At 71.5% G+C, this 18,359-nt stretch carries 14 protein-coding genes; 9 read left to right on the top strand and 5 right to left on the bottom strand.

The window, feature by feature from the left end:
- Window positions 1-145: 145 nt before the first annotated feature.
- The 9 genes from rimP to OHA19_RS11245 all read left to right on the top strand — a co-directional run bounded on the left by rimP (window position 146) and on the right by OHA19_RS11245 (window position 12,144).
- Window positions 146-643: a ribosome maturation factor RimP gene (gene rimP / locus OHA19_RS11285; protein ID WP_405716907.1), complete on the top strand. Its 498-nt coding sequence runs from the start codon at window positions 146-148 to the stop codon at window positions 641-643.
- A gap of 2 nt (window positions 644-645) precedes the next feature.
- Window positions 646-1,686, top strand: coding sequence for a transcription termination factor NusA (gene nusA, locus OHA19_RS11280; protein ID WP_072489327.1), 1,041 nt, complete (start codon window positions 646-648; stop codon window positions 1,684-1,686).
- Window positions 1,687-1,796: 110 nt separating this feature from the next.
- Window positions 1,797-2,075: a YlxR family protein gene (locus OHA19_RS11275; RefSeq protein ID WP_072489326.1), complete on the top strand. Its 279-nt coding sequence runs from the start codon at window positions 1,797-1,799 to the stop codon at window positions 2,073-2,075.
- Between the two features lie 147 nt (window positions 2,076-2,222).
- Complete coding sequence (gene infB, locus OHA19_RS11270) at window positions 2,223-5,333, top strand: translation initiation factor IF-2 (RefSeq protein ID WP_405750121.1); 3,111 nt, start codon at window positions 2,223-2,225, stop codon at window positions 5,331-5,333.
- Window positions 5,334-5,501: 168 nt separating this feature from the next.
- Window positions 5,502-5,798: a DUF503 domain-containing protein gene (locus tag OHA19_RS11265; RefSeq protein WP_072489324.1), complete on the top strand. Its 297-nt coding sequence runs from the start codon at window positions 5,502-5,504 to the stop codon at window positions 5,796-5,798.
- 25 nt (window positions 5,799-5,823) lie between these two features.
- A complete protein-coding gene (gene rbfA, locus OHA19_RS11260; protein ID WP_405716909.1) occupies window positions 5,824-6,276 on the top strand; it encodes a 30S ribosome-binding factor RbfA in 453 nt (150 codons plus the stop codon).
- The gene (gene truB, locus OHA19_RS11255) at window positions 6,273-7,169 is read left to right on the top strand and encodes a tRNA pseudouridine(55) synthase TruB (RefSeq protein ID WP_405716910.1); all 897 of its coding nucleotides are present in this window, start codon (window positions 6,273-6,275) and stop codon (window positions 7,167-7,169) included. The genes rbfA and truB overlap by 4 nt, the downstream gene beginning before the upstream one ends.
- Before the next feature lie 189 nt (window positions 7,170-7,358).
- A complete protein-coding gene (locus OHA19_RS11250) occupies window positions 7,359-11,147 on the top strand; it encodes a trypsin-like peptidase domain-containing protein (protein WP_405750118.1) in 3,789 nt (1,262 codons plus the stop codon).
- A 43-nt stretch (window positions 11,148-11,190) separates the two neighbouring features.
- On the top strand, window positions 11,191-12,144 hold the full coding sequence (locus tag OHA19_RS11245; RefSeq protein WP_405716912.1) for a bifunctional riboflavin kinase/FAD synthetase: 954 nt from the start codon (window positions 11,191-11,193) through the stop codon (window positions 12,142-12,144).
- Window positions 12,145-12,251: 107 nt separating this feature from the next.
- Here the strand turns inward: OHA19_RS11245 and OHA19_RS11240 are convergent, their stop codons facing one another.
- The 5 genes from OHA19_RS11240 to OHA19_RS11220 all read right to left on the bottom strand — a co-directional run bounded on the left by OHA19_RS11240 (window position 12,252) and on the right by OHA19_RS11220 (window position 18,245).
- Complete coding sequence (locus tag OHA19_RS11240; RefSeq protein ID WP_405716913.1) at window positions 12,252-13,247, bottom strand: ABC transporter ATP-binding protein; 996 nt, start codon at window positions 13,245-13,247, stop codon at window positions 12,252-12,254.
- A complete protein-coding gene (locus OHA19_RS11235) occupies window positions 13,244-14,272 on the bottom strand; it encodes an ABC transporter ATP-binding protein (protein WP_405716914.1) in 1,029 nt (342 codons plus the stop codon). The genes OHA19_RS11240 and OHA19_RS11235 overlap by 4 nt, the downstream gene beginning before the upstream one ends.
- Window positions 14,269-15,189 (bottom strand): ABC transporter permease, encoded by a 921-nt coding sequence (locus OHA19_RS11230; protein ID WP_405750116.1) that lies wholly within the window; start codon window positions 15,187-15,189, stop codon window positions 14,269-14,271. The genes OHA19_RS11235 and OHA19_RS11230 overlap by 4 nt, the downstream gene beginning before the upstream one ends.
- Window positions 15,190-15,200: 11 nt before the next feature.
- The gene (locus OHA19_RS11225) at window positions 15,201-16,283 is read right to left on the bottom strand and encodes an ABC transporter permease (RefSeq protein WP_405716916.1); all 1,083 of its coding nucleotides are present in this window, start codon (window positions 16,281-16,283) and stop codon (window positions 15,201-15,203) included.
- A gap of 90 nt (window positions 16,284-16,373) precedes the next feature.
- Complete coding sequence (locus OHA19_RS11220; RefSeq protein WP_405716917.1) at window positions 16,374-18,245, bottom strand: ABC transporter substrate-binding protein; 1,872 nt, start codon at window positions 18,243-18,245, stop codon at window positions 16,374-16,376.
- Window positions 18,246-18,359 lie beyond the last annotated feature (114 nt).

The raw sequence follows: 18,359 nt of genomic DNA, 5'->3' as shown, positions 1-18,359 counted from the left end.
TGGATCTGTCCTGAAGTGATCACCGCAGGCGAGCGTACCCGCGGCCGGGGAGCCGGCGGACGGCAACACCCCTCGGGACCGGATACCCTTTGACCTGACACGCGACGATCCCCACAACAGCACACGCGGCCGAGGAGTCACCCGGATGAGCACCACCCAGAGCGAGAGGCTGCGCGGGCTGCTCGAACCGCTCGTCAGCGCCGAACAGCTGGATCTCGAAGAGATCGAGGTGTCCCGGGCCGGCCGCCGCCGCGTGCTGCGGATCATCGTGGACTCCGAGGAGGGCGTCGAGCTGGACGCCTGCGCCGAGCTGAGCCGCGCGATCTCCGAGAAGCTCGACGAGACCGATGCGATGGGCGACGACGAATACGTCCTCGAAGTCAGTTCCCCCGGTGCCGACCGTCCGCTGACGGAGCACCGCCACTACGTACGTGCCACGGGCCGCCTGGCCAAGCTCCATCTGCGCGAGGGCGGCGAGCTGGTGGCCCGCATCCTCGCCGTGGACGAGGACGGCCTCGACCTCGAAGTGCCGGGCGTCAAGGGCCGCAAGCCCACGTCCCGCCGGGTCGCCTTCGACGAGATCGCCAAGGCGCGCGTGGAGATCGAATTCAGCCGCAAGGACAAGAAGGAAGAGGAGGCGTAGCCGTGGACATCGATGTGAAGCTCTTGAAGGGCTTGGCACAGGACAAGGAGATCCCCTTCGACGTGCTCGTCGAGGCGATCGAGTCGGCCCTCCTCATCGCCTACCACCGTACGGACGGAAGCCACCGCCGCGCGCGCGTGAAGCTCGACGAGCGCGGCCATGTGACGGTGTGGGCGAAGGAGGACCCGGCCGACCTGGAAGAGGGCCAGGAGCCCAAGGAGTTCGACGACACCCCTTCCGGCTTCGGCCGGATCGCCGCGACCACCGCCAAGCAGGTCATCCTGCAGCGGCTGCGCGACGCCGAGGACGACAGGACGTTCGGCGAGTACGCGGGCCACGAGGGCGATGTCGTCACCGGCGTCGTCCAGCAGGGCAAGGACCCGAAGAACGTCCTGGTCGACATCGGCAAGCTCGAAGCGATCCTGCCGGTGCAGGAGCAGGTGCCGGGCGAGGAGTACACCCACGGCCTGCGGCTGCGCACCTACGTCGTACGGGTCGCCAAGGGCGTGCGCGGTCCGTCCGTGACGCTGTCGCGGACCCACCCCAACCTCGTGAAGAAGCTCTTCGCGCTGGAGGTCCCGGAGATCGCCGACGGTTCCGTCGAGATCTGCGCGATCGCCCGCGAGGCCGGTCACCGCACCAAGATCGCGGTCCGTTCGACCCGTTCCGGGCTGAACGCCAAGGGTGCCTGCATCGGCCCGATGGGCGGCCGGGTGCGCAATGTCATGGCCGAGCTGCACGGCGAGAAGATCGACATCGTGGACTGGTCCGACGACCCGGCCGAGATGGTGGCCAACGCCCTGTCGCCCGCACGGGTGAGCGAGGTCGAGGTCGTCGACCTCGGTGCCCGGTCCGCCCGGGTCACCGTGCCGGACTACCAGCTGTCGCTGGCGATCGGCAAGGAGGGGCAGAACGCCCGCCTGGCCGCCCGTCTCACTGGCTGGCGCATCGACATTCGCCCGGACACCGAGACCGACGCCGAGCGCGACGTCGCCGACCGGGAGCGGGCCGAGCGGGCCCGCGAGCGGTCCGAGCGGCGCTGACCCGGCGCCGTCGGGAATATTTCTCAGTGGCATGCCGCTGAGATCACGACAACATCCGTTCGATTTTTGCCCCAAAGGGGTGAGGTCGGTGCGGGGAGGTAGACTTAGCCGTGTCTGGCCGGACGCACGCCCGTGCTTGCCCTGAGCGAACCTGTGTGGGATGCCGGGAGCGGGCGGCCAAGAGCGAGCTGCTGCGCATCGTCGCGGACGGGGACGCCTGCGTCCCTGATCCTCGCGGTACGCTGCCCGGCCGGGGTGCATATGTACACCCCGCCTCCGTCTGTCTGGACCTGGCGGTTCGCCGCCGGGCCTTCCCCCGGGCCTTCAAGGCCAAGGGGCCGTTCGACCCCGCCGCAGTGCAGCGGTTCGTCGAGCGGGTGACACCGTAAGAAATGAACGGCACGGGACCCCGTGCGGTCAGGTACCTCGCGAGTTGGAAGTAGGTCGAGATTGCGATGAGCACTCGATGAGTACGCGATGAGTACGCCCATGAAGTAGCGACGGTCCGGCGGTAACCCGGACCTAAAAGGAGCGAAGTGGCTAAGGTCCGGGTATACGAACTCGCCAAGGAGTTCGGCGTCGAGAGCAAGGTCGTCATGGCCAAGCTCCAAGAACTCGGTGAATTCGTCCGTTCGGCGTCCTCGACGATCGAGGCGCCGGTTGTACGCAAGTTGACTGACGCACTGCAGGGGCCCGGCGGCAACGCCGGCAAGTCCGCTGCAAAGCCTGGCGCGCCCCGCAAGGCGACGCCCGCAAAGCCCGCAGCGCCCTCCCCGGCCGCTGCGGCACGTCCCGCTGCCCCGAAGCCCGGCGCCCCGGCCCCCAAGCCGGCCCCCGCCGCCGCCCCGGCGAGCAGCACCCCCGCAGCGCCTTCCGCGCCGGCTGCCGGCCCGCGTCCGGGCCCGAAGCCCGCGCCCAAGCCTGCTCCGGTGACCCCGGTGCCCGCCGCCGAGTTCTCGGCTCCGGCTCCGGCCCAGCCCGCTGCCCCGCAGCAGGCCCCGCGTCCCGCGGGTGCCACCCCCGGTCCGCGTCCCGCCCGCCCGGCCCCGGCCGGCGGTCAGCGCGACGGCGGTCAGCGTGACGGTGGCCAGCGCGACGGCGGCCGTGGCGGCGAGCGCGGCGGCGACCGCCCCGCACGTCCCGCGGGCCAGGGCGCACCGCGCCCCGGCGCCCGTCCGGCCGGTCCCCGTCCGGGCAACAACCCCTTCACCTCCGGTGGCTCGACGGGCATGGCCCGTCCGCAGGCGCCCCGTCCCGGCGGCGCCCCGCGTCCCGGTGGCGGCCAGGACCGTCCGGGCGCCCCGCGTCCGCAGGGCGGCCCCGGTGGCGCTCCGCGGCCCCAGGGGCAGGGCGGCGCCCGTCCGACCCCGGGCGGCATGCCCCGTCCGCAGGCTCCCCGTCCGGGCGGTGCCCCCGGTGGTAACCGTCCGAACCCGGGCATGATGCCGCAGCGTCCCGCTGCCGGCCCGCGTCCCGGTGGTGGCCCCGGCGGTGGCCGTGGTCCCGGTGGCGGCGGTCGTCCCGGCGGTGGCGGCGCGGGCCGTCCCGGCGGCGGTGGCTTCGCGGGCCGTCCGGCCGGTCCCGGTGGCGGTGGCGGCGGTTTCGCCGGTCGTCCCGGTGGCGGCGGCGGTGGCGGTGCGGGCCGTCCCGGCGGTGGCGGCGGCTTCGGCGGTCGTCCCGGCTTCGGTGGACGTCCCGGCGGCCCCGGTGGCCGTGGTGGCACACAGGGTGCGTTCGGCCGTCCCGGCGGTCCCGCGCGTCGTGGTCGCAAGTCGAAGCGGCAGAGGCGCCAGGAGTACGAGGCCATGCAGGCCCCGTCGGTGGGCGGCGTCATGCTGCCTCGCGGCAACGGACAGTCCGTCCGTCTGTCGCGCGGTGCCTCCCTCACCGACTTCGCGGAGAAGATCAACGCCAACCCGGCGTCGCTCGTCGCCGTGATGATGAACCTCGGCGAGATGGTCACGGCGACGCAGTCCGTCTCCGACGACACCCTCAGGCTGCTCGCGGACGAGATGAACTACGTCCTCGAGATCGTCAGCCCCGAGGAGGAGGACCGCGAGCTGCTCGAGTCCTTCGACATCGAGTTCGGCGAGGACGAGGGCGGCGAAGAGGCCCTGGTCTCCCGTCCGCCGGTCGTGACCGTCATGGGTCACGTCGACCACGGTAAGACCCGACTGCTGGACGCGATCCGCAAGACGAACGTCGTCGCGGGCGAGGCCGGCGGCATCACGCAGCACATCGGTGCGTACCAGGTCTCCTCCGAGGTCAACGGCGAGGACCGCCGGATCACCTTCATCGACACCCCGGGTCACGAGGCGTTCACCGCCATGCGTGCCCGTGGTGCGAAGTCCACCGACATCGCGATCCTCGTGGTGGCGGCGAACGACGGTGTGATGCCCCAGACGATCGAGGCGCTGAACCACGCCAAGGCGGCCGAGGTGCCGATCGTGGTCGCGGTCAACAAGATCGACGTCGAGGGTGCCGACCCGACCAAGGTGCGCGGTCAGCTCACCGAGTTCGGTCTGGTGGCCGAGGAGTACGGCGGCGACACGATGTTCGTCGACATCTCCGCCAAGCAGGGCCTCAACATCGAGGCACTGCTGGAGGCCGTCGTCCTCACCGCCGACGCCTCGCTCGACCTGCGGGCCAACCCCGAGCAGGACGCGCAGGGTATTGCGATCGAGTCCCACCTCGACCGCGGCCGCGGTGCCGTCTCCACCGTCCTCGTCCAGCGCGGAACGCTGCGCATCGGCGACACGATGGTGGTCGGCGACGCGTACGGCCGTGTCCGGGCGATGCTCGACGACAACGGCAACAACGTCGAGGAAGCGGGTCCGTCGACCCCCGTCCTCGTGCTCGGTCTCACCAACGTCCCGGGTGCCGGCGACAACTTCCTGGTGGTCGACGAGGACCGTACGGCCCGTCAGATCGCCGAGAAGCGTGCCGCCCGTGAGCGCAACGCCAACTTCGCCCGCAAGGGTGTCCGGTTCTCCCTGGAGAACCTGGACGAGGCGCTCAAGGCCGGTCTGGTCCAGGAGCTCAACCTCATCATCAAGGGCGACGCGTCCGGTTCGGTGGAGGCTCTCGAGTCCTCGCTGCTCCAGCTCGACGTCGGCGACGAGGTCGACATCCGGGTCCTGCACCGCGGTGTGGGTGCGGTCACCGAGTCGGACATCGACCTGGCGACCGGCTCCGACGCCATCGTCATCGGCTTCAACGTCCGCGCTGCCGGCCGTGCCCAGCAGATGGCGGAGCGCGAGGGTGTCGACGTCCGCTACTACTCGGTGATCTACCAGGCCATCGAGGAGATCGAGGCGGCCCTCAAGGGCATGCTCAAGCCGGAGTACGAAGAGGTCGAGCTCGGTACGGCGGAGATCCGCGAGATCTTCCGCTCGTCCAAGCTGGGCAACATCGCCGGTGTGCTGGTCCGCTCCGGCGAGGTCAAGCGCAACACCAAGGCGCGCCTGCTGCGCGATGGCAAGGTCATCGCGGAGAACCTCAACATCTCCGGTCTGCGCCGCTTCAAGGACGACGTCACCGAGATCCGCGAAGGCTTCGAGGGCGGTATCAACCTCGGAAACTTCAACGACATCAAGATCGACGACGTCATCGCGACGTACGAGATGCGCGAGAAGCCGCGAGGCTGATCCACGGGGAAATCCGGGGGCGAGCCCCCGGAACTCTCCTCAACAGTCGGGGCCGGTCGACGGGTCGTATTTCCGTCGATCGGCCCCGGCCGTTCCGTGTACGGTTCTGGTGTCCCTGCCAAGCACTGGCAGGGCGCGAACCCGAACCGGCGGGACATCCGGACATACATGTATGTGGGGACACTGTCCTTCGATCTGCTTCTCGGCGACGTACGGTCGTTGAAGGAGAAGCGCTCCGTCGTCCGTCCGATCGTCGCCGAGCTCCAGCGGAAATACGCGGTGAGCGCGGCGGAGGTGGGCGGTCAGGATCTCCATCGCAGGGCCGAGATCGGCCTTGCCGTGGTCTCCGGGGACACCGGACACCTCACAGATGTTCTGGACCGGTGCGAGCGACTGGTGGCCGCACGGCCGGAAGTGGAGCTGCTGTCCGTACGACGGCGGCTGCACAGCGACGAAGACGATTGAGCAAGGCGAAGAAGGAGACGGACCAGTGGCCGACAACGCGCGGGCGAAAAAGCTGGCGGACCTCATCCAGGAGGTGGTCGCCGAGAAACTGCAGCGCGGTATCAAGGACCCGCGTCTGGGTACGCACGTGACGATCACGGACACCCGGGTCACCGGTGATCTGCGGGAGGCCACGGTCTTCTACACGGTCTACGGCGACGACGAGGAGCGGGCGAGCGCCGCGGCCGGTCTGGAGAGCGCCAAGGGCATCCTGCGCTCGGCGGTCGGAGCGGCGGCGGGGACGAAGTTCACCCCCACCCTGGCCTTCGTGGCGGACGCCCTGCCGGGCAACGCCAAGGCGATCGAGGACCTCCTCGACCAGGCGCGTGCCTCGGACGCGCGGGTGCGCGAGGCGTCCTCGGGCGCCACGTACGCCGGTGGTGCCGACCCGTACCGCAAGGCGGACGACGACAACGACGAGGACGCCGCCTCCGAATGACACCGCAGAAAACGCCGGACGGCCTTGTCATCGTCGACAAGCCGTCCGGCTTCACTTCGCACGACGTCGTCGCCAAGATGCGCGGCATCGCACGGACCCGCCGGGTCGGCCACGCCGGAACCCTGGACCCGATGGCGACGGGTGTTCTCGTGCTCGGTGTCGAGAAGGCCACCAAGCTGCTGGGCCATCTCGCACTGACCGAGAAGGAGTACCTCGGCACGATCCGGCTCGGCCAGAACACCGTCACGGACGACGCGGAGGGCGAGATCACCTCGTCCACCGATGCCTCCGGGGTGACCCGTGAGGGCATCGACGCCGGTGTCGCGGCCCTGACCGGACCGATCATGCAGGTGCCGTCCAAGGTCAGCGCCATCAAGATCGACGGCAAGCGGTCCTACGCGCGGGTGCGTGGCGGCGAGGAGTTCGAGATCCCGGCCCGGCCGGTGACGATCTCGTCCTTCAACGTCTACGACGTACGCCGGGAGACCGCCGAGGACGGCACGCCGGTCGTCGACCTGGTCGTCTCGGTGGTCTGCTCCTCGGGTACGTACATCCGCGCGATCGCCCGGGACCTGGGCGCCGGGCTCGGCGTCGGCGGGCATCTGACCGCGCTGCGGCGCACCCGGGTCGGGCCCTACGGCCTGGACGCGGCGCGAACGCTCGACCAGCACCAGGAGGAGCTGACCGTGATGCCGGTGGCCGAGGCCGCCGCTTCGGCGTTCCCCCGCTGGGACGTGGACGAGAAGCGCGCCAAGCTGCTGCTGAACGGCGTACGGCTGGACATGCCGGCCTTCCCGCCGGGACCGGTCGGGGTCTTCGGACCCGACGGGCGGTTCCTGGTCCTCGTGGAGGAACAGAAGGGCAAGGCCAAGAGCCTCGCCGTCTTCGCCTGACGGGTATCCCCATCGTGGAGCGGGCGGGGCATTCCCAGCACCCGCTCCACGATCCCCCACCATGTTCTGTCCAGCGGACGCCATTAATTCACCCCAATGGGCAGGCGCTCGGAGTGAATCAGGGGTGTATTCGGGGGCGCTTTCACGTCCGGCGGTACAGGCGCTGATCATCGGACCTAACGTCGGATCATGGCAAGCGGGGACCGGGCAGCGCTGGTACGTATCTGCGATTCGGCCGGTCGGCCGCGGGGGACCGGGTTCGTCGCGGACGACCGGGGCACGGTGGTGACCAGCCACGAAGCGGTCGACGGCGTCACCCGGTTCGTGCTGCACGGCGCGGGCGGCCGCAGCCGCATCGTCGAGGCCGACGACATCACCGCACTGCCCGGGCTGGACCTCGCCCTGCTGCACACCGGGGGCCCCGCGGAACTGGGCGTGGAGCCCGCCCCGATCGCCCTGCGGGACCGGATCGACGCCGGTACGTACGTGACGATCGCCGCGCACGGCTGGCGCGAGGCCCGGGTGCTCGGCACCGACCCCGTGACCTACACCGCGAACGGCCGCTGCCACCGGATCGGCGCGGCGCTGGAGCTGGCGCTCGGCACGGACGGCCGGGACGCGCTGCGGCTCGGCGGAGCGGCCGTGGGCGGGCCCGTCGTCGACCCGGAGAGCGGCGCGGTCATCGCCGTACTGGGCAGCGCGCTGCGCGCCGGGCACGCGGGCGCGGGGTTCGCTGTGCCGCTGCGGCCGACGGGCACCGAAGGCCCGCTCGACGCGCTGCTGCGGCGCAACGCGACGAGCGTTCCCGGATACGGACGCGACCTGAATCTCGCGGGCGCCCTGCACCTCACCGCGACCTCGCTCGGATCGGCGGGCGGTCCGGATGCCTCCGTCGATCCGGTCGAACGCCCGGACGTCATCGCGGAGTTCACCGCCTTCGCGGCCCCGGACCGGCCCTCGTCCGGGCCGGAAGGCCCAGCCGTCGTCCTCGCCCTGGTCGGAGCGCCGGGCACCGGCCGCACCACCGAGCTCGCCGCGCTCACCGCACGCCGGGCGCGCGGCCCGGTGCCCGCACCCACCCTCTGGCTGCGCGGCGCCGATCTGCTGGCCGACGACGCCTCGATCGCCGATGCCGTCGCCCGTACGCTGCGCAGGGCCGGACGGATCGTCACCGCCGCTGGAGCCGGGGGCGACATGTCGGCTGCCACCCCCGAGCGGGTGGCCCGGCTGGCCGAGGAGTCCGGGAGCCCGCTGCTCGTCCTGCTGGACGGCCCCGAGGAGATGCCCCCCGCGCTGGCCCACCAGTCGGCCCGGTGGACCGCCGCCACCGTCGAATGGCTGCGGGGGAACGGGGCGCGGCTGGTGGTCGCCTGCGGGCCCGAGTACTGGGAGAGCGCCGGTGCGCTCTGCCCGCCGGGCTCGCTCCACCGCCCCGCCAGACCGGCCGGACGGCTGCCCCTGGCGGTCCTCCTCGGCGACCTCACCCCGGTCCAGGCCGCACGGGCCGCCGAGCGGTACGCCATCCCGCCCGGAGCGCTCGCCCCCGGCCACGACCGGCACCCGCTCACCCTGCGCCTGCTCGCGGAGGTGCGCGCCGCACTGCCCGGGGACGTTGCCGCGCAGCCCGACACCGAGGAGGTCTTCGCCGCCCATCTGGACCTGATGTGCCTGCGCGTCGCGGTCCGGATCGCGGCCGCTTCCGGCCCGGCGCCGGGAGGCGGCGCGGTCCGCAGGCTGGCCGCGCGGGTGGCGGGGCAGGTCCACGAGGCGGCGCGGCGCTGCCTGGGCCCCGGGCAGGGGGAGCTGGGCCGGGAGGCCTTCGAGGAGGTCTTCCCCTGGCGCGCGGGCTGGGCGTCGGCCGCCCTCACCGAGGGCCTGCTCGTCCCGGCGGGCGCCGGATACCGCTTCGCGCACGAGGAGCTGGGGGACTGGGTGCAGGGCGCCCACCTGGACGTGGACGCGGCGCTGTACGCGCTGGTCCACCGGTGGCACGCGCCCGAGGAGGGGAACGACCGCCGAGTGCCGCGGCCTCGGCAGCCGGGATCGGCGACGGGCCGTGCACCTCTGCCGGGCGTTGTGGCGACGGGCCGTGCACCTCTGCCGGGCGTTGTGGCGACGGGCCGCGCACCTCTGCCGGACGCTGTGGCGGCCGGACCGCGCACCCTGCCCGTACCACGCCATCGCATCGGCCCGGTGATCCAGGCCCTGCTGCTCCTGGGCCGCCGCCGGGGTCCCGCCGCGCTCTCCCACCAGCTGGCCGATCTCATCGGGGCGCTGGACCGGCTGCCGGCGCGGGCGGATCCGGGTACGGGCGCGGCGGACACCGTCACCGGCCGCGATGCGGCGGACGGCGCACCGGGTCACGATGCGGCGGACGGCGCACCGGGTCACGACGCCCGCTGGTGGGCGGTCCGGCTGTTCTCCGAGACCCTGCTTCGGGTGCCCGACGCCCGTCCGTACCTCGGCGTGCTGCGGCTCCTGGCCGGCCGGGTGGTACGCCTGGCGGCCGCGGGCGGGCCGGCGGGCCCGGGGACGTACGCCGTGTTCGGGCCGTGGTTCTGGCGGCGGCTCAGGCTGCCCGAGAAGGACCGGATCGATCTGCTCCGGCGTCTGGTCCCCGCCGACGGCCCGCCCCGCGCCGACGGCGACCGGGCCCGCGGCGCGTACTCCGACGGTGACGGCGGCGAGCGGTTCCTGGACGCCGTCGCACGACGTCTCGTCGACCGGCCGCGCACCGTGCAGCCACTGCTCTGCGACTGGTTCACCGACGAGCGGCCGCTTTCCGCCGGGGACGGGGACGGGGACGCCCTGCGGCTGACCGTGGCGGCCGCGGCCCAGGCGCTCCTCTACGCCCGCCGGGACCTGGCCGTCGACGATCTGACCGACGCACTGGTCTCGACCCCCCATCCCAGGGCCGAGGAACTACTCGACACGCTGGCCGAGGACGAGCCCTCCGCGCTGTGCCGGGCCGTCCACCGCTGGGCCCACGACGAGGATCGGAGCGCCCGCCGTGCCGCCGCCGCCGCGTACGCCCTGGTCACCGCTCCCCACGCCACCCTCGATGCCGACCGCGCGCTGCTGCGCGGATCGGCCCTCGCCCTGCTGGCCCGCCCGGCGGACGCCGACCTGCACGGGGCCGCGCTCACCCTCCTCGTACAGGATCCGGGGACCAGGGACCGTTACCTTCCGCAGGCGCTCCGGGCCTTCGTCGCGGGCGGGCCCGCGCCGTCCGCCGAAGCGCTCGCCGTCGCCCTGCCCTCCCACCCGGAGCCGGTGCTCGCCGCGTACCGGGAGCGGCTCACCCGGCCCGACGACGGGGCGGGCGAGGTGCTGTGCGCGCTGGCCGGGATCGACGCCCCCGCGCTCGCCCTGCACACCGCCGGACTGGTGCGCGCCTACGTCGACAGCCATCCGGACGACGCCGTGCACGCGGCCTCCTACCTGGACCGGAGACTGGAGGCCGGCCCCGCCGCCCGTGCCCTGTTGCTGCCCCTGGTGACCGGGCTGCTGCGGGTCCGTCCCGTGCCGCCGCCGGTGCGCGGCGCGCTCGCCGGGGTACTGGCCGCACCGGGGAGCCCCGCCTCCGCTCCGCTGCGGGAACAGCTGCTGGAGGTCCTGCTGGACTTCGAGCAGGACGCCCACCGCGATCCGGCCGTGCTCGACGCGCTGCTGCGGGCCGCCGCGACCGGCTCCGGCACCCGCGCCCCCGCCCGTACCCGCGCCCTGGTCCACCGCACCGCGACGCTGCTGGTCCGGACCCCCGAAGGCGCCACCCGCTTCGATCGCCGGCTGGTCGGGCTCGCCCGTGACGTGCCCGGATTCGCCGCACTGGTCACCGGGTGGCTGGCCGACGCCCCACAGGAATGGGCGGCGCTCGTCGGCCCCAGCGCACGCCGGACGGTGGAGGCGCTGGAGAGCCCGAAGGCGATGCCGATGCAGGCCGCGCGGCGTGAGCATGGCAGTCTTAGACCTGCGTAAGAGACAAACCCACGTACACAGGTTCGGGCGAGGAGCGGTCAGAGTGCAGCGCTGGCGTGGCTTGGAGGACATCCCCCAGGACTGGGGACGCAGCGTCGTCACCATCGGCTCCTATGACGGGGTGCACCGCGGACACCAGCTGATCATCGGCCGGGCCGTGGAGCGCGCCCGCGAGCTGGGCGTGCCGTCGGTCGTGGTGACCTTCGACCCGCACCCCAGCGAGGTCGTACGGCCCGGCAGCCACCCGCCGCTGCTGGCCCCGCACCACCGGCGTGCCGAGCTGATGGCGGAGCTGGGGGTGGACGCGGTGCTCATCCTGCCGTTCACCAGCGAATTCTCGAAGCTGGCGCCGGCCGACTTCATCGTGAAGGTGCTCGTCGACAAGCTGCACGCGCAGCTGGTCATCGAGGGTCCGAACTTCCGCTTCGGCCACAAGGCCGCCGGGAACGTGCAACTCCTCACCGAGTTCGGTGAGACCTACGACTACCGCGTCGAGGTCATCGACCTCTACGTGAGCGGCGAGGCGGGCGGCGGCGATCCGTTCTCCTCCACCCTCACCCGGCGGCTGGTGGCCGAGGGCGATGTCGCCGGCGCCGCCGAGATCCTGGGCCGCCCGCACCGGGTCGAGGGCATCGTGGTCCGCGGCGCGCAGCGCGGCCGTGAGCTCGGCTTCCCCACGGCCAACGTGGAGACCCTGCCGCACACCGCGATCCCCGCCGACGGTGTCTACGCGGGCTGGCTGAACGTGAACGGCGAGGCGATGCCCGCCGCGATCTCGGTCGGCACCAACCCGCAGTTCGACGCCACGGAGCGGACGGTGGAGGCGTACGCGATCGACCGCGTCGGCCTCGACCTGTACGGGCTCCATGTCTCGGTGGACTTCCTCGCGTACGTACGCGGGATGCTGAAGTTCGACTCGATCGACGAGCTGCTCGTCGCGATGGCCGCCGATGTGAAGCGGTGCAGCGAGCTGATCTCCGCGTACGAGCGCGGCTGAACCCCTTCCCGTACGGGACGACGCGGGGCCGGGACCGTCTCGGAGACGGTCCCGGCCCCGCGTGCGTGCCGGACCCGCGAGCCCGGCATGATCCAAACGGAAGAACCCTAGGCCCGTGCCTTCGCGGCCGCGACCGCCCAGTGGCACGCCACCTGGGTCTCCTGGCCACCCGCGAGCACCGGCAGGTCCTTCGTACGGCAGGCCTCCGCGACGCCCGCCCGTTCCGCCTCGCCCGAGGCCAGCACCTGGCAGCGGGCGTGGAACCGGCAGCCGGACGGCACCCTGGACGGGTCCGGCGCCTCACCGGTCAGGATCACCGGCTCGGTCCCGGACTCCGGCAGCACCGACAACAGCGCCTGGGTGTACGGATGCTGAGGAGCCGTCAGGATCTCCTCCACCTTGCCGGTCTCCACGATCCGCCCCAGGTACATCACCGCGACCCGGTCCGCGATGTTCCACGCCAGGCCGAGGTCGTGCGTGACCACCAGCGCGGACAGGCCCAGCTCGTCGCGCAGCCGCAGCAGCAGCGCCAGGATCTCGCCGCGCACCGAGGCGTCCAGCGAGGCCACCGGCTCGTCGGCCACGATCAGCTCCGGCTCCAGGACCAGCGCGCCCGCGATCACGACCCGCTGGCGCTGGCCGCCGGACAGCTCGTGCGGATAGCGCAGGAAGAACCGCTCGGGCGGCCGGAGTCCGGCCCGCGACAGCGCCTCGGTGACCGCTGCCCGCTCGTCCCCCGCGTACCCGTGGATCCGCAGGCCCTCGGCGACGGCGTCGTACACCGTGTGCCTCGGATTGAGCGAACCGCTGGGATCCTGGAGCACCAGCTGGACCCGCTTGCGGTACGTCTTCAGCGCCCGGCTCGCGTAGTCGAGCGGCTTGCCGCCGAAGGTGACCTGCCCGGACGTCGGCGGGACCAGGCCCAGCAGCGAACGGGCCAGCGTCGTCTTGCCGCAGCCCGACTCGCCGACCAGCGCGACGATCTCGCCGGGCCGGATGTCCAGGTCGACGCTGTCCACGGCACGCGCCGGGGCGGCCCCGCGCCGGCCGGGGAAGGTGACGTGCAACCCCTGAGCGCTGAGCAGGGGAGTGGTGGGTGTCATGGTGTGCTCCTTGCTTCCTCGGCGCCCGGCAGGGCCGGGACCGCGGCCGCCCCCGGCTCCACCAGCACACAGGCGGCCCGCCGCTCCGGCCCCGCGTCCCGCAGCTCCTGGTCCTCGGCCGCGCAGGACTCCAGGGCCACCGGGCACCGAGGGTGGAAGGAGCAGCCGCCGGGCAGCGCCGACGGGTCCGGCGGATCGCCGGGCAGCCCGCGGGGCGCGAACCGGGAGGCCGGGTCGCCGATGCGCGGGAACGCGCCGGACAGGGCCTTGCCGTACGGGTGGTGCGCGTTCTCGTAGACCTCGGACGCCGGGCCCTCCTCGACGACCCGGCCCGCGTACATCACCGCGAGCCGGTCGCAGGTGTCCGAGAGCACCGCGAGGTCATGGCTGATCATGATCAGGCCGAGGTCCTGCTCGGACACCAGCTGCTCGATCAGCCGCAGGATCTGGGCCTGGATCATCACATCGAGGGCCGTGGTCGGCTCGTCCGCGATGATCAGCCCCGGGTCGCAGGCGAGCGCCATCGCGATCATCACGCGCTGGCGCTGACCGCCGGAGAGCTCGTGCGGATAGGCGGACGCACGGGCGGCGGGCAGCCCCACCTGCTCCAGCAGCTCGCCCGCCCGCTTCGCCGCCGCGGCCTGCGTCGCCTTCTTGTGCAGCAGAATCGGTTCGGCGATCTGGTCCCCGATGCGGTGCACCGCGTTGAGCGAGTGCATCGCGCCCTGGAAGACGATCGACGCTCCCGCCCAGCGCACCGCCCGGACCTGGCCCCACTTCATGGTGAGGATGTCCTCGCCGTTCAGCAGGATCTCACCGGACACCTTCGTACCGGCGGGCAGCAGCCGCAGCAGCGCGAGCGCCAGCGTCGACTTCCCGCAGCCCGACTCGCCGGCGATGCCGAGCTTCTGCCCGGCGTCGACGGAGAGGTTCACACCACGGACGGCCTGTGCGCCGCCGGCGTACGTCACCGTGAGGTCCCGTACGTCGAGAAGCGGTGTCTTCCGGATGCTCGTCGTGCTCAACGGGCCACCCCCAGCTTGGGATTGAGGACGGACTCGATGGCACGGCCGCACAGCGTGAACGCCAGGGCCACCAGGGCGATGGCGATGCCGGGCGGTGCCAGGTACCACCAGTCGCCCGCGCTGATCGCGCCCGCCTCGCGGGCGTCCTGGAGCATGCCGCCCCAGGAGGTGGTGGTCGGGTCGCTGAGGCCGAGGAAGGCCAGGGTGGCCTCGGTGAGGATCGCGCTGGAGATCACCAGTGTGGTCTGCGCCAGCACCAGCGGCATCACGTTCGGCAGCACGTGCCGGACCATGATGTGCCAGTGGCCGCCGCCGAGCGCGCGGGCGCGCTCGATGTACGGGCGGGACTCCACGGCGAGCGTCTGGGCCCGGACCAGCCGGGCCGTGGTCGGCCAGATCGTGACCCCGATCGCGATGATGACCGTCCACATGGAGCGGTCCATCACCGTGGCGAGCGCGATCGCGAGGACCAGCGTCGGCATCACCAGGAACCAGTCGGTGATCCGCATCAGGACCGTCGAGTACCAGCCGTGGAAGTGGCCCGCGACGATGCCGATGACCGTACCGATGGCGACGCACAGGAACGCCGCGAGCAGGCCGACCGTCAGCGAGACCCTGGTGCCCCACACCAGCAGCGCCAGCACGCTGCGGCCGAACTGGTCGGTGCCGAGCGGGAATTCACCGCTCGGCGACTCCAGCGCACCACCGGGGGCGCCGGTGACGCTCTGGGAGTCGGCGCCGACGAGCTGCGGCGCGAGCAGGGCGACCAGGGCGATCGCCACGAGCGCCGCCAGGCCCCACAGTCCGCTCCGGTGGCTGCGGTACTCCCGCCAGAAGCGGGCAATGGACCGGCGCTTGCGCGCGCGGGCCAGAGCGCGCGGATTCTGCGCGGTCTCCGCCTTCGTGGGCGTGGGCATGGATTCGGTCGTCATCGGCCCACCCGGGGATCGAGCAGCGGATACAGCACATCGGCGAGGGTGTTCGCCAGGATCACCGCGGTGGCGAAGACGAAGAACAGCCCTTGTACGAGCGGGAGATCGGGCACGCTGAGCGCCTGGTAGAAGAGGCCGCCGAGGCCCGGCCAGGAGAACACCGTCTCGACCAGGATCTGCCCGGCGACCACATGCCCGAGGTTCACGAACATCAGCGTGAAGGTCGGAAGCATCGCGTTCGGCACGGCGTGCTTGCGGCGTACGACGTCGTCCCGCAGCCCCTTCGCGCGGGCCGTCGTCAGATAGTCACTGCCCATCTCGTCGAGCAGCGAGGAACGCGTCACCAGGAGCGTCTGCGCGTATCCGACGGCGACCAGTGTGACCACCGGCAGGACCAGATGGTGCGCCACGTCGAGCACGTAGGCGAAGCCGGTCTCGTTGCCCGACTCCAGCCCGCCCGTCGGGAACATCCCCGGGATCGGGCCGATGCCCACCGAGAAGACGATGATCAGCAGCAGACCCAGCCAGAACGCCGGCACCGAGTAGAGCGTCAGCGCGAACGCGGTGTTGAACCGGTCGCTCATGGAGCCGTTGCGCCAGGCGGTACGGGTGCCGAGCCAGATGCCGAGCACGGTGTACAGGACGTACGACGTGCCGGTCAGGAGCAGCGTGGCCGGGAGCGCCTCGGTGATCTTGTCGATGACCGGCGCGTGGAACTGGAACGAGGTGCCGAAGTCGCCCGTGAGGGCGTCGCCCACATAGCTCGTGAACTGCTGCCACATCGGCTGGTCGAGGCCGAACTGGCGCCGCAGGGACTCGAGTTGTTCCGCCGAGACGGGTCGGCCGCCCGTCATCTGCTTCACCGGGTCGCTGGGAATGAGCCGGAAGAGGAAGAAGCTGGTGACCAGGACCGCGAACAGCGAGACCACTGCTCCCGCGATCTTGCCCGCCACGTATTGGAGATATGCCTTGGTATTGCGCGCCCGTGGACCGCGGGCGGCCGACGGGCCGGCCGGAGCCGGGCCGTCGGTGTCCGCATCCGCGATCTGCGCGAGCGCCGGAGTGCTTTCAGCTGTCATGGGGGACTCTCGTTACTCGTGCTGCACGTGGAGGGGCCGGCCGGTGAGTTGCGCGTTCACCGGCCGGTCTCTCTCGACCCGTCCGAGTGGTTACTCGCGGTCGTCCGCCGTGTTGCGGCGGCGCATCGCGATGAGCAGCCCGCCACCGGCGAGCACCACGACCACCACGATGATGCCGATGACGACGCCGGTCGAGCTCGACCCGCCGGAGCCGTCCGAACTGCCGCCGGACGCAGGAGCCGCGGACCACCAGCTCCAGTAACCGTCCTGGCCGTAGATGTTGCCGGCCGCCTCGGGCATGGTCGTGATCGACTTGATCTGGTCGGTGCGGTACGCCTCGACCGCGTTCGGGTACGCGATGACGCTCATGTACCCGGAGTCGTACAGCCACGACTGCATCTCGTTGACGATGCCGGCACGCTTGGCCGGGTCGTATTCGGCGAGCTGCTTCTTGTAGAGGCCGTCGTACTTCTTGTCGCAGATGAAGTTGTCGGTGGTGGCACTGTCCTTGGCCTTGATCGGCAGCGCGGCGCAGGTGTGGATACCGAGGACGAAGTCGGGGTCCGGGTTGACGGACCAGCCGTCGAAGGCGAGGTCGTACTCACCCGCGTACCAGGGCACCGAGACGTTGTTGAGGCAGTCGACCTTCAGGCCGATGCCGAGCTTGCCCCACCACTCCTTGAGGTACTTGCCGACCGCCGTGTCGTTCGGGTCCGTGGCGTGGCAGAGGATGCGCAGGTCGAGCGGCTTGCCGTCCTTGCCGACCCGCTGGTCACCCTTCAGCTTGTAGCCCGCCTCGTCCAGCAGCTTGGCCGCCTTGGCCGGGTCGTACGCCAGGCTCTGCTCGGCGGTCGGCTGCCAGTGGTACGCGGAGAAGCGCGGCGGGATGTAGCCCTGGCCCTCGACGGCGTGGCCCTGGAAGACCTTGTCGATGATGGTCTTGCGGTCGATGGACAGGAAGAGGGCCTGGCGCACCTTCTGGTCGAGAAGGGCCTTGTTGCCGTTGCCGAACTTCTTGCCGTCCTTGGTCTGCGCGCCCGGGTTCGTGGCCAGCGCGAAGAAGCGGCGGCCCGGACCCTCGTTGACCTTGATGTTCTTGTCGCCCTTGAGGGACGCGGCCTGAGCGGACGTCAGCGCGGGGGAGCCGGCGACGAAGGAGACCTCGCCCTTGCGCAGCGCGGCGACCGCGGCGTCCTGGTCCTTGTACGTCTTGAAGACCAGCTCGTCGAACTTCGGCTTGCCGCGCCAGAAGTCCTTGTTGGCCTTGAGCTTCACATACTGGTCGACCTTGTAGTCGGTCAGGACGAACGGCCCGTTGCCGACGACCGGGAACGTTTTGTCGTTGTTGAACTTGGAGAAGTCACCGACCTTCTCCCAGACGTGCTTCGGCACTATCGGCACATCGAGTGCCGCCATGGTGGCCTGCGGCTCCTTGAGCTCGACGACCAGCTGGGTGGGGCTGGGAGCCGTCACCTTCTTGAAGTTCGCGACGAAGTTGCCGTTGGCCTGCGCGGCGGCATCATCGGTCATGATCTTGTTGAACGTCCAGGCCGCGTCCTCGGCGGTGGCCTGCTGACCGTCCGACCACTTGGAGTCGGAACGGATGGTGTACGTCCAGGTCAACTTGTCCGCGGACGGCTCCCACTTGGTGGCGAGGCCGGGGATCGCGTGGTTGTCCTTGGGGTCGTAGTTGGTGAGGAAGTCGTACATGAGCCGGGAGATGCTGGTGCTGAGCAGGTTCTGCGCCAGGAACGGGCTCAACGAGTCGACGCTCTGCGCGACGGCGACGGTCAGTGTCGACTTTCCGCTGTCGGCCGCCTGCGCCTGCTGCGGCGCGGCGCCGAGCGGCACGCCCGGGACGATGGATCCGGCGGCCAGCGCCAGTGCGGCGGCACCGGAGGCCAGGAGGACACGCAGACGTGAACGTGGCTTGGCGGAGCGTGGTGGAACTCTTTCGACCATGGTCAGGGACCTCGCGTCATGACTCGCACGGAGAAGGCGGGTTGATCTGTGGTTCGCCAGCTGGTGAAGCGAAGGTTTATCAGCGGGGGTCGAGTTGCGTCAACGGTCATCGAA

It is taken from the genome of Streptomyces sp. NBC_00012 (assembly GCF_045040875.1).
Lineage (GTDB): Bacteria > Actinomycetota > Actinomycetes > Streptomycetales > Streptomycetaceae > Streptomyces.
This window is presented reverse-complemented; position numbering and strand designations above follow the sequence as displayed.

Excerpts from the sequence above, each read along its gene's own strand:
- OHA19_RS11265 (WP_072489324.1), top strand. The coding sequence starts at position 5,502 with ATGTATGTGGGGACACTGTCCTTCGATCTGCTTCTCGGCGACGTACGG.
- OHA19_RS11240 (WP_405716913.1), bottom strand. The coding sequence starts at position 13,247 with ATGACACCCACCACTCCCCTGCTCAGCGCTCAGGGGTTGCACGTCACC.
- OHA19_RS11220 (WP_405716917.1), bottom strand. The coding sequence starts at position 18,245 with ATGGTCGAAAGAGTTCCACCACGCTCCGCCAAGCCACGTTCACGTCTG.
- OHA19_RS11230 (WP_405750116.1), bottom strand. The coding sequence starts at position 15,189 with ATGCCCACGCCCACGAAGGCGGAGACCGCGCAGAATCCGCGCGCTCTG.
- OHA19_RS11250 (WP_405750118.1), top strand. The coding sequence starts at position 7,359 with ATGGCAAGCGGGGACCGGGCAGCGCTGGTACGTATCTGCGATTCGGCC.
- truB (WP_405716910.1), top strand. The coding sequence starts at position 6,273 with ATGACACCGCAGAAAACGCCGGACGGCCTTGTCATCGTCGACAAGCCG.
- OHA19_RS11225 (WP_405716916.1), bottom strand. The coding sequence starts at position 16,283 with ATGACAGCTGAAAGCACTCCGGCGCTCGCGCAGATCGCGGATGCGGAC.
- rimP (WP_405716907.1), top strand. The coding sequence starts at position 146 with ATGAGCACCACCCAGAGCGAGAGGCTGCGCGGGCTGCTCGAACCGCTC.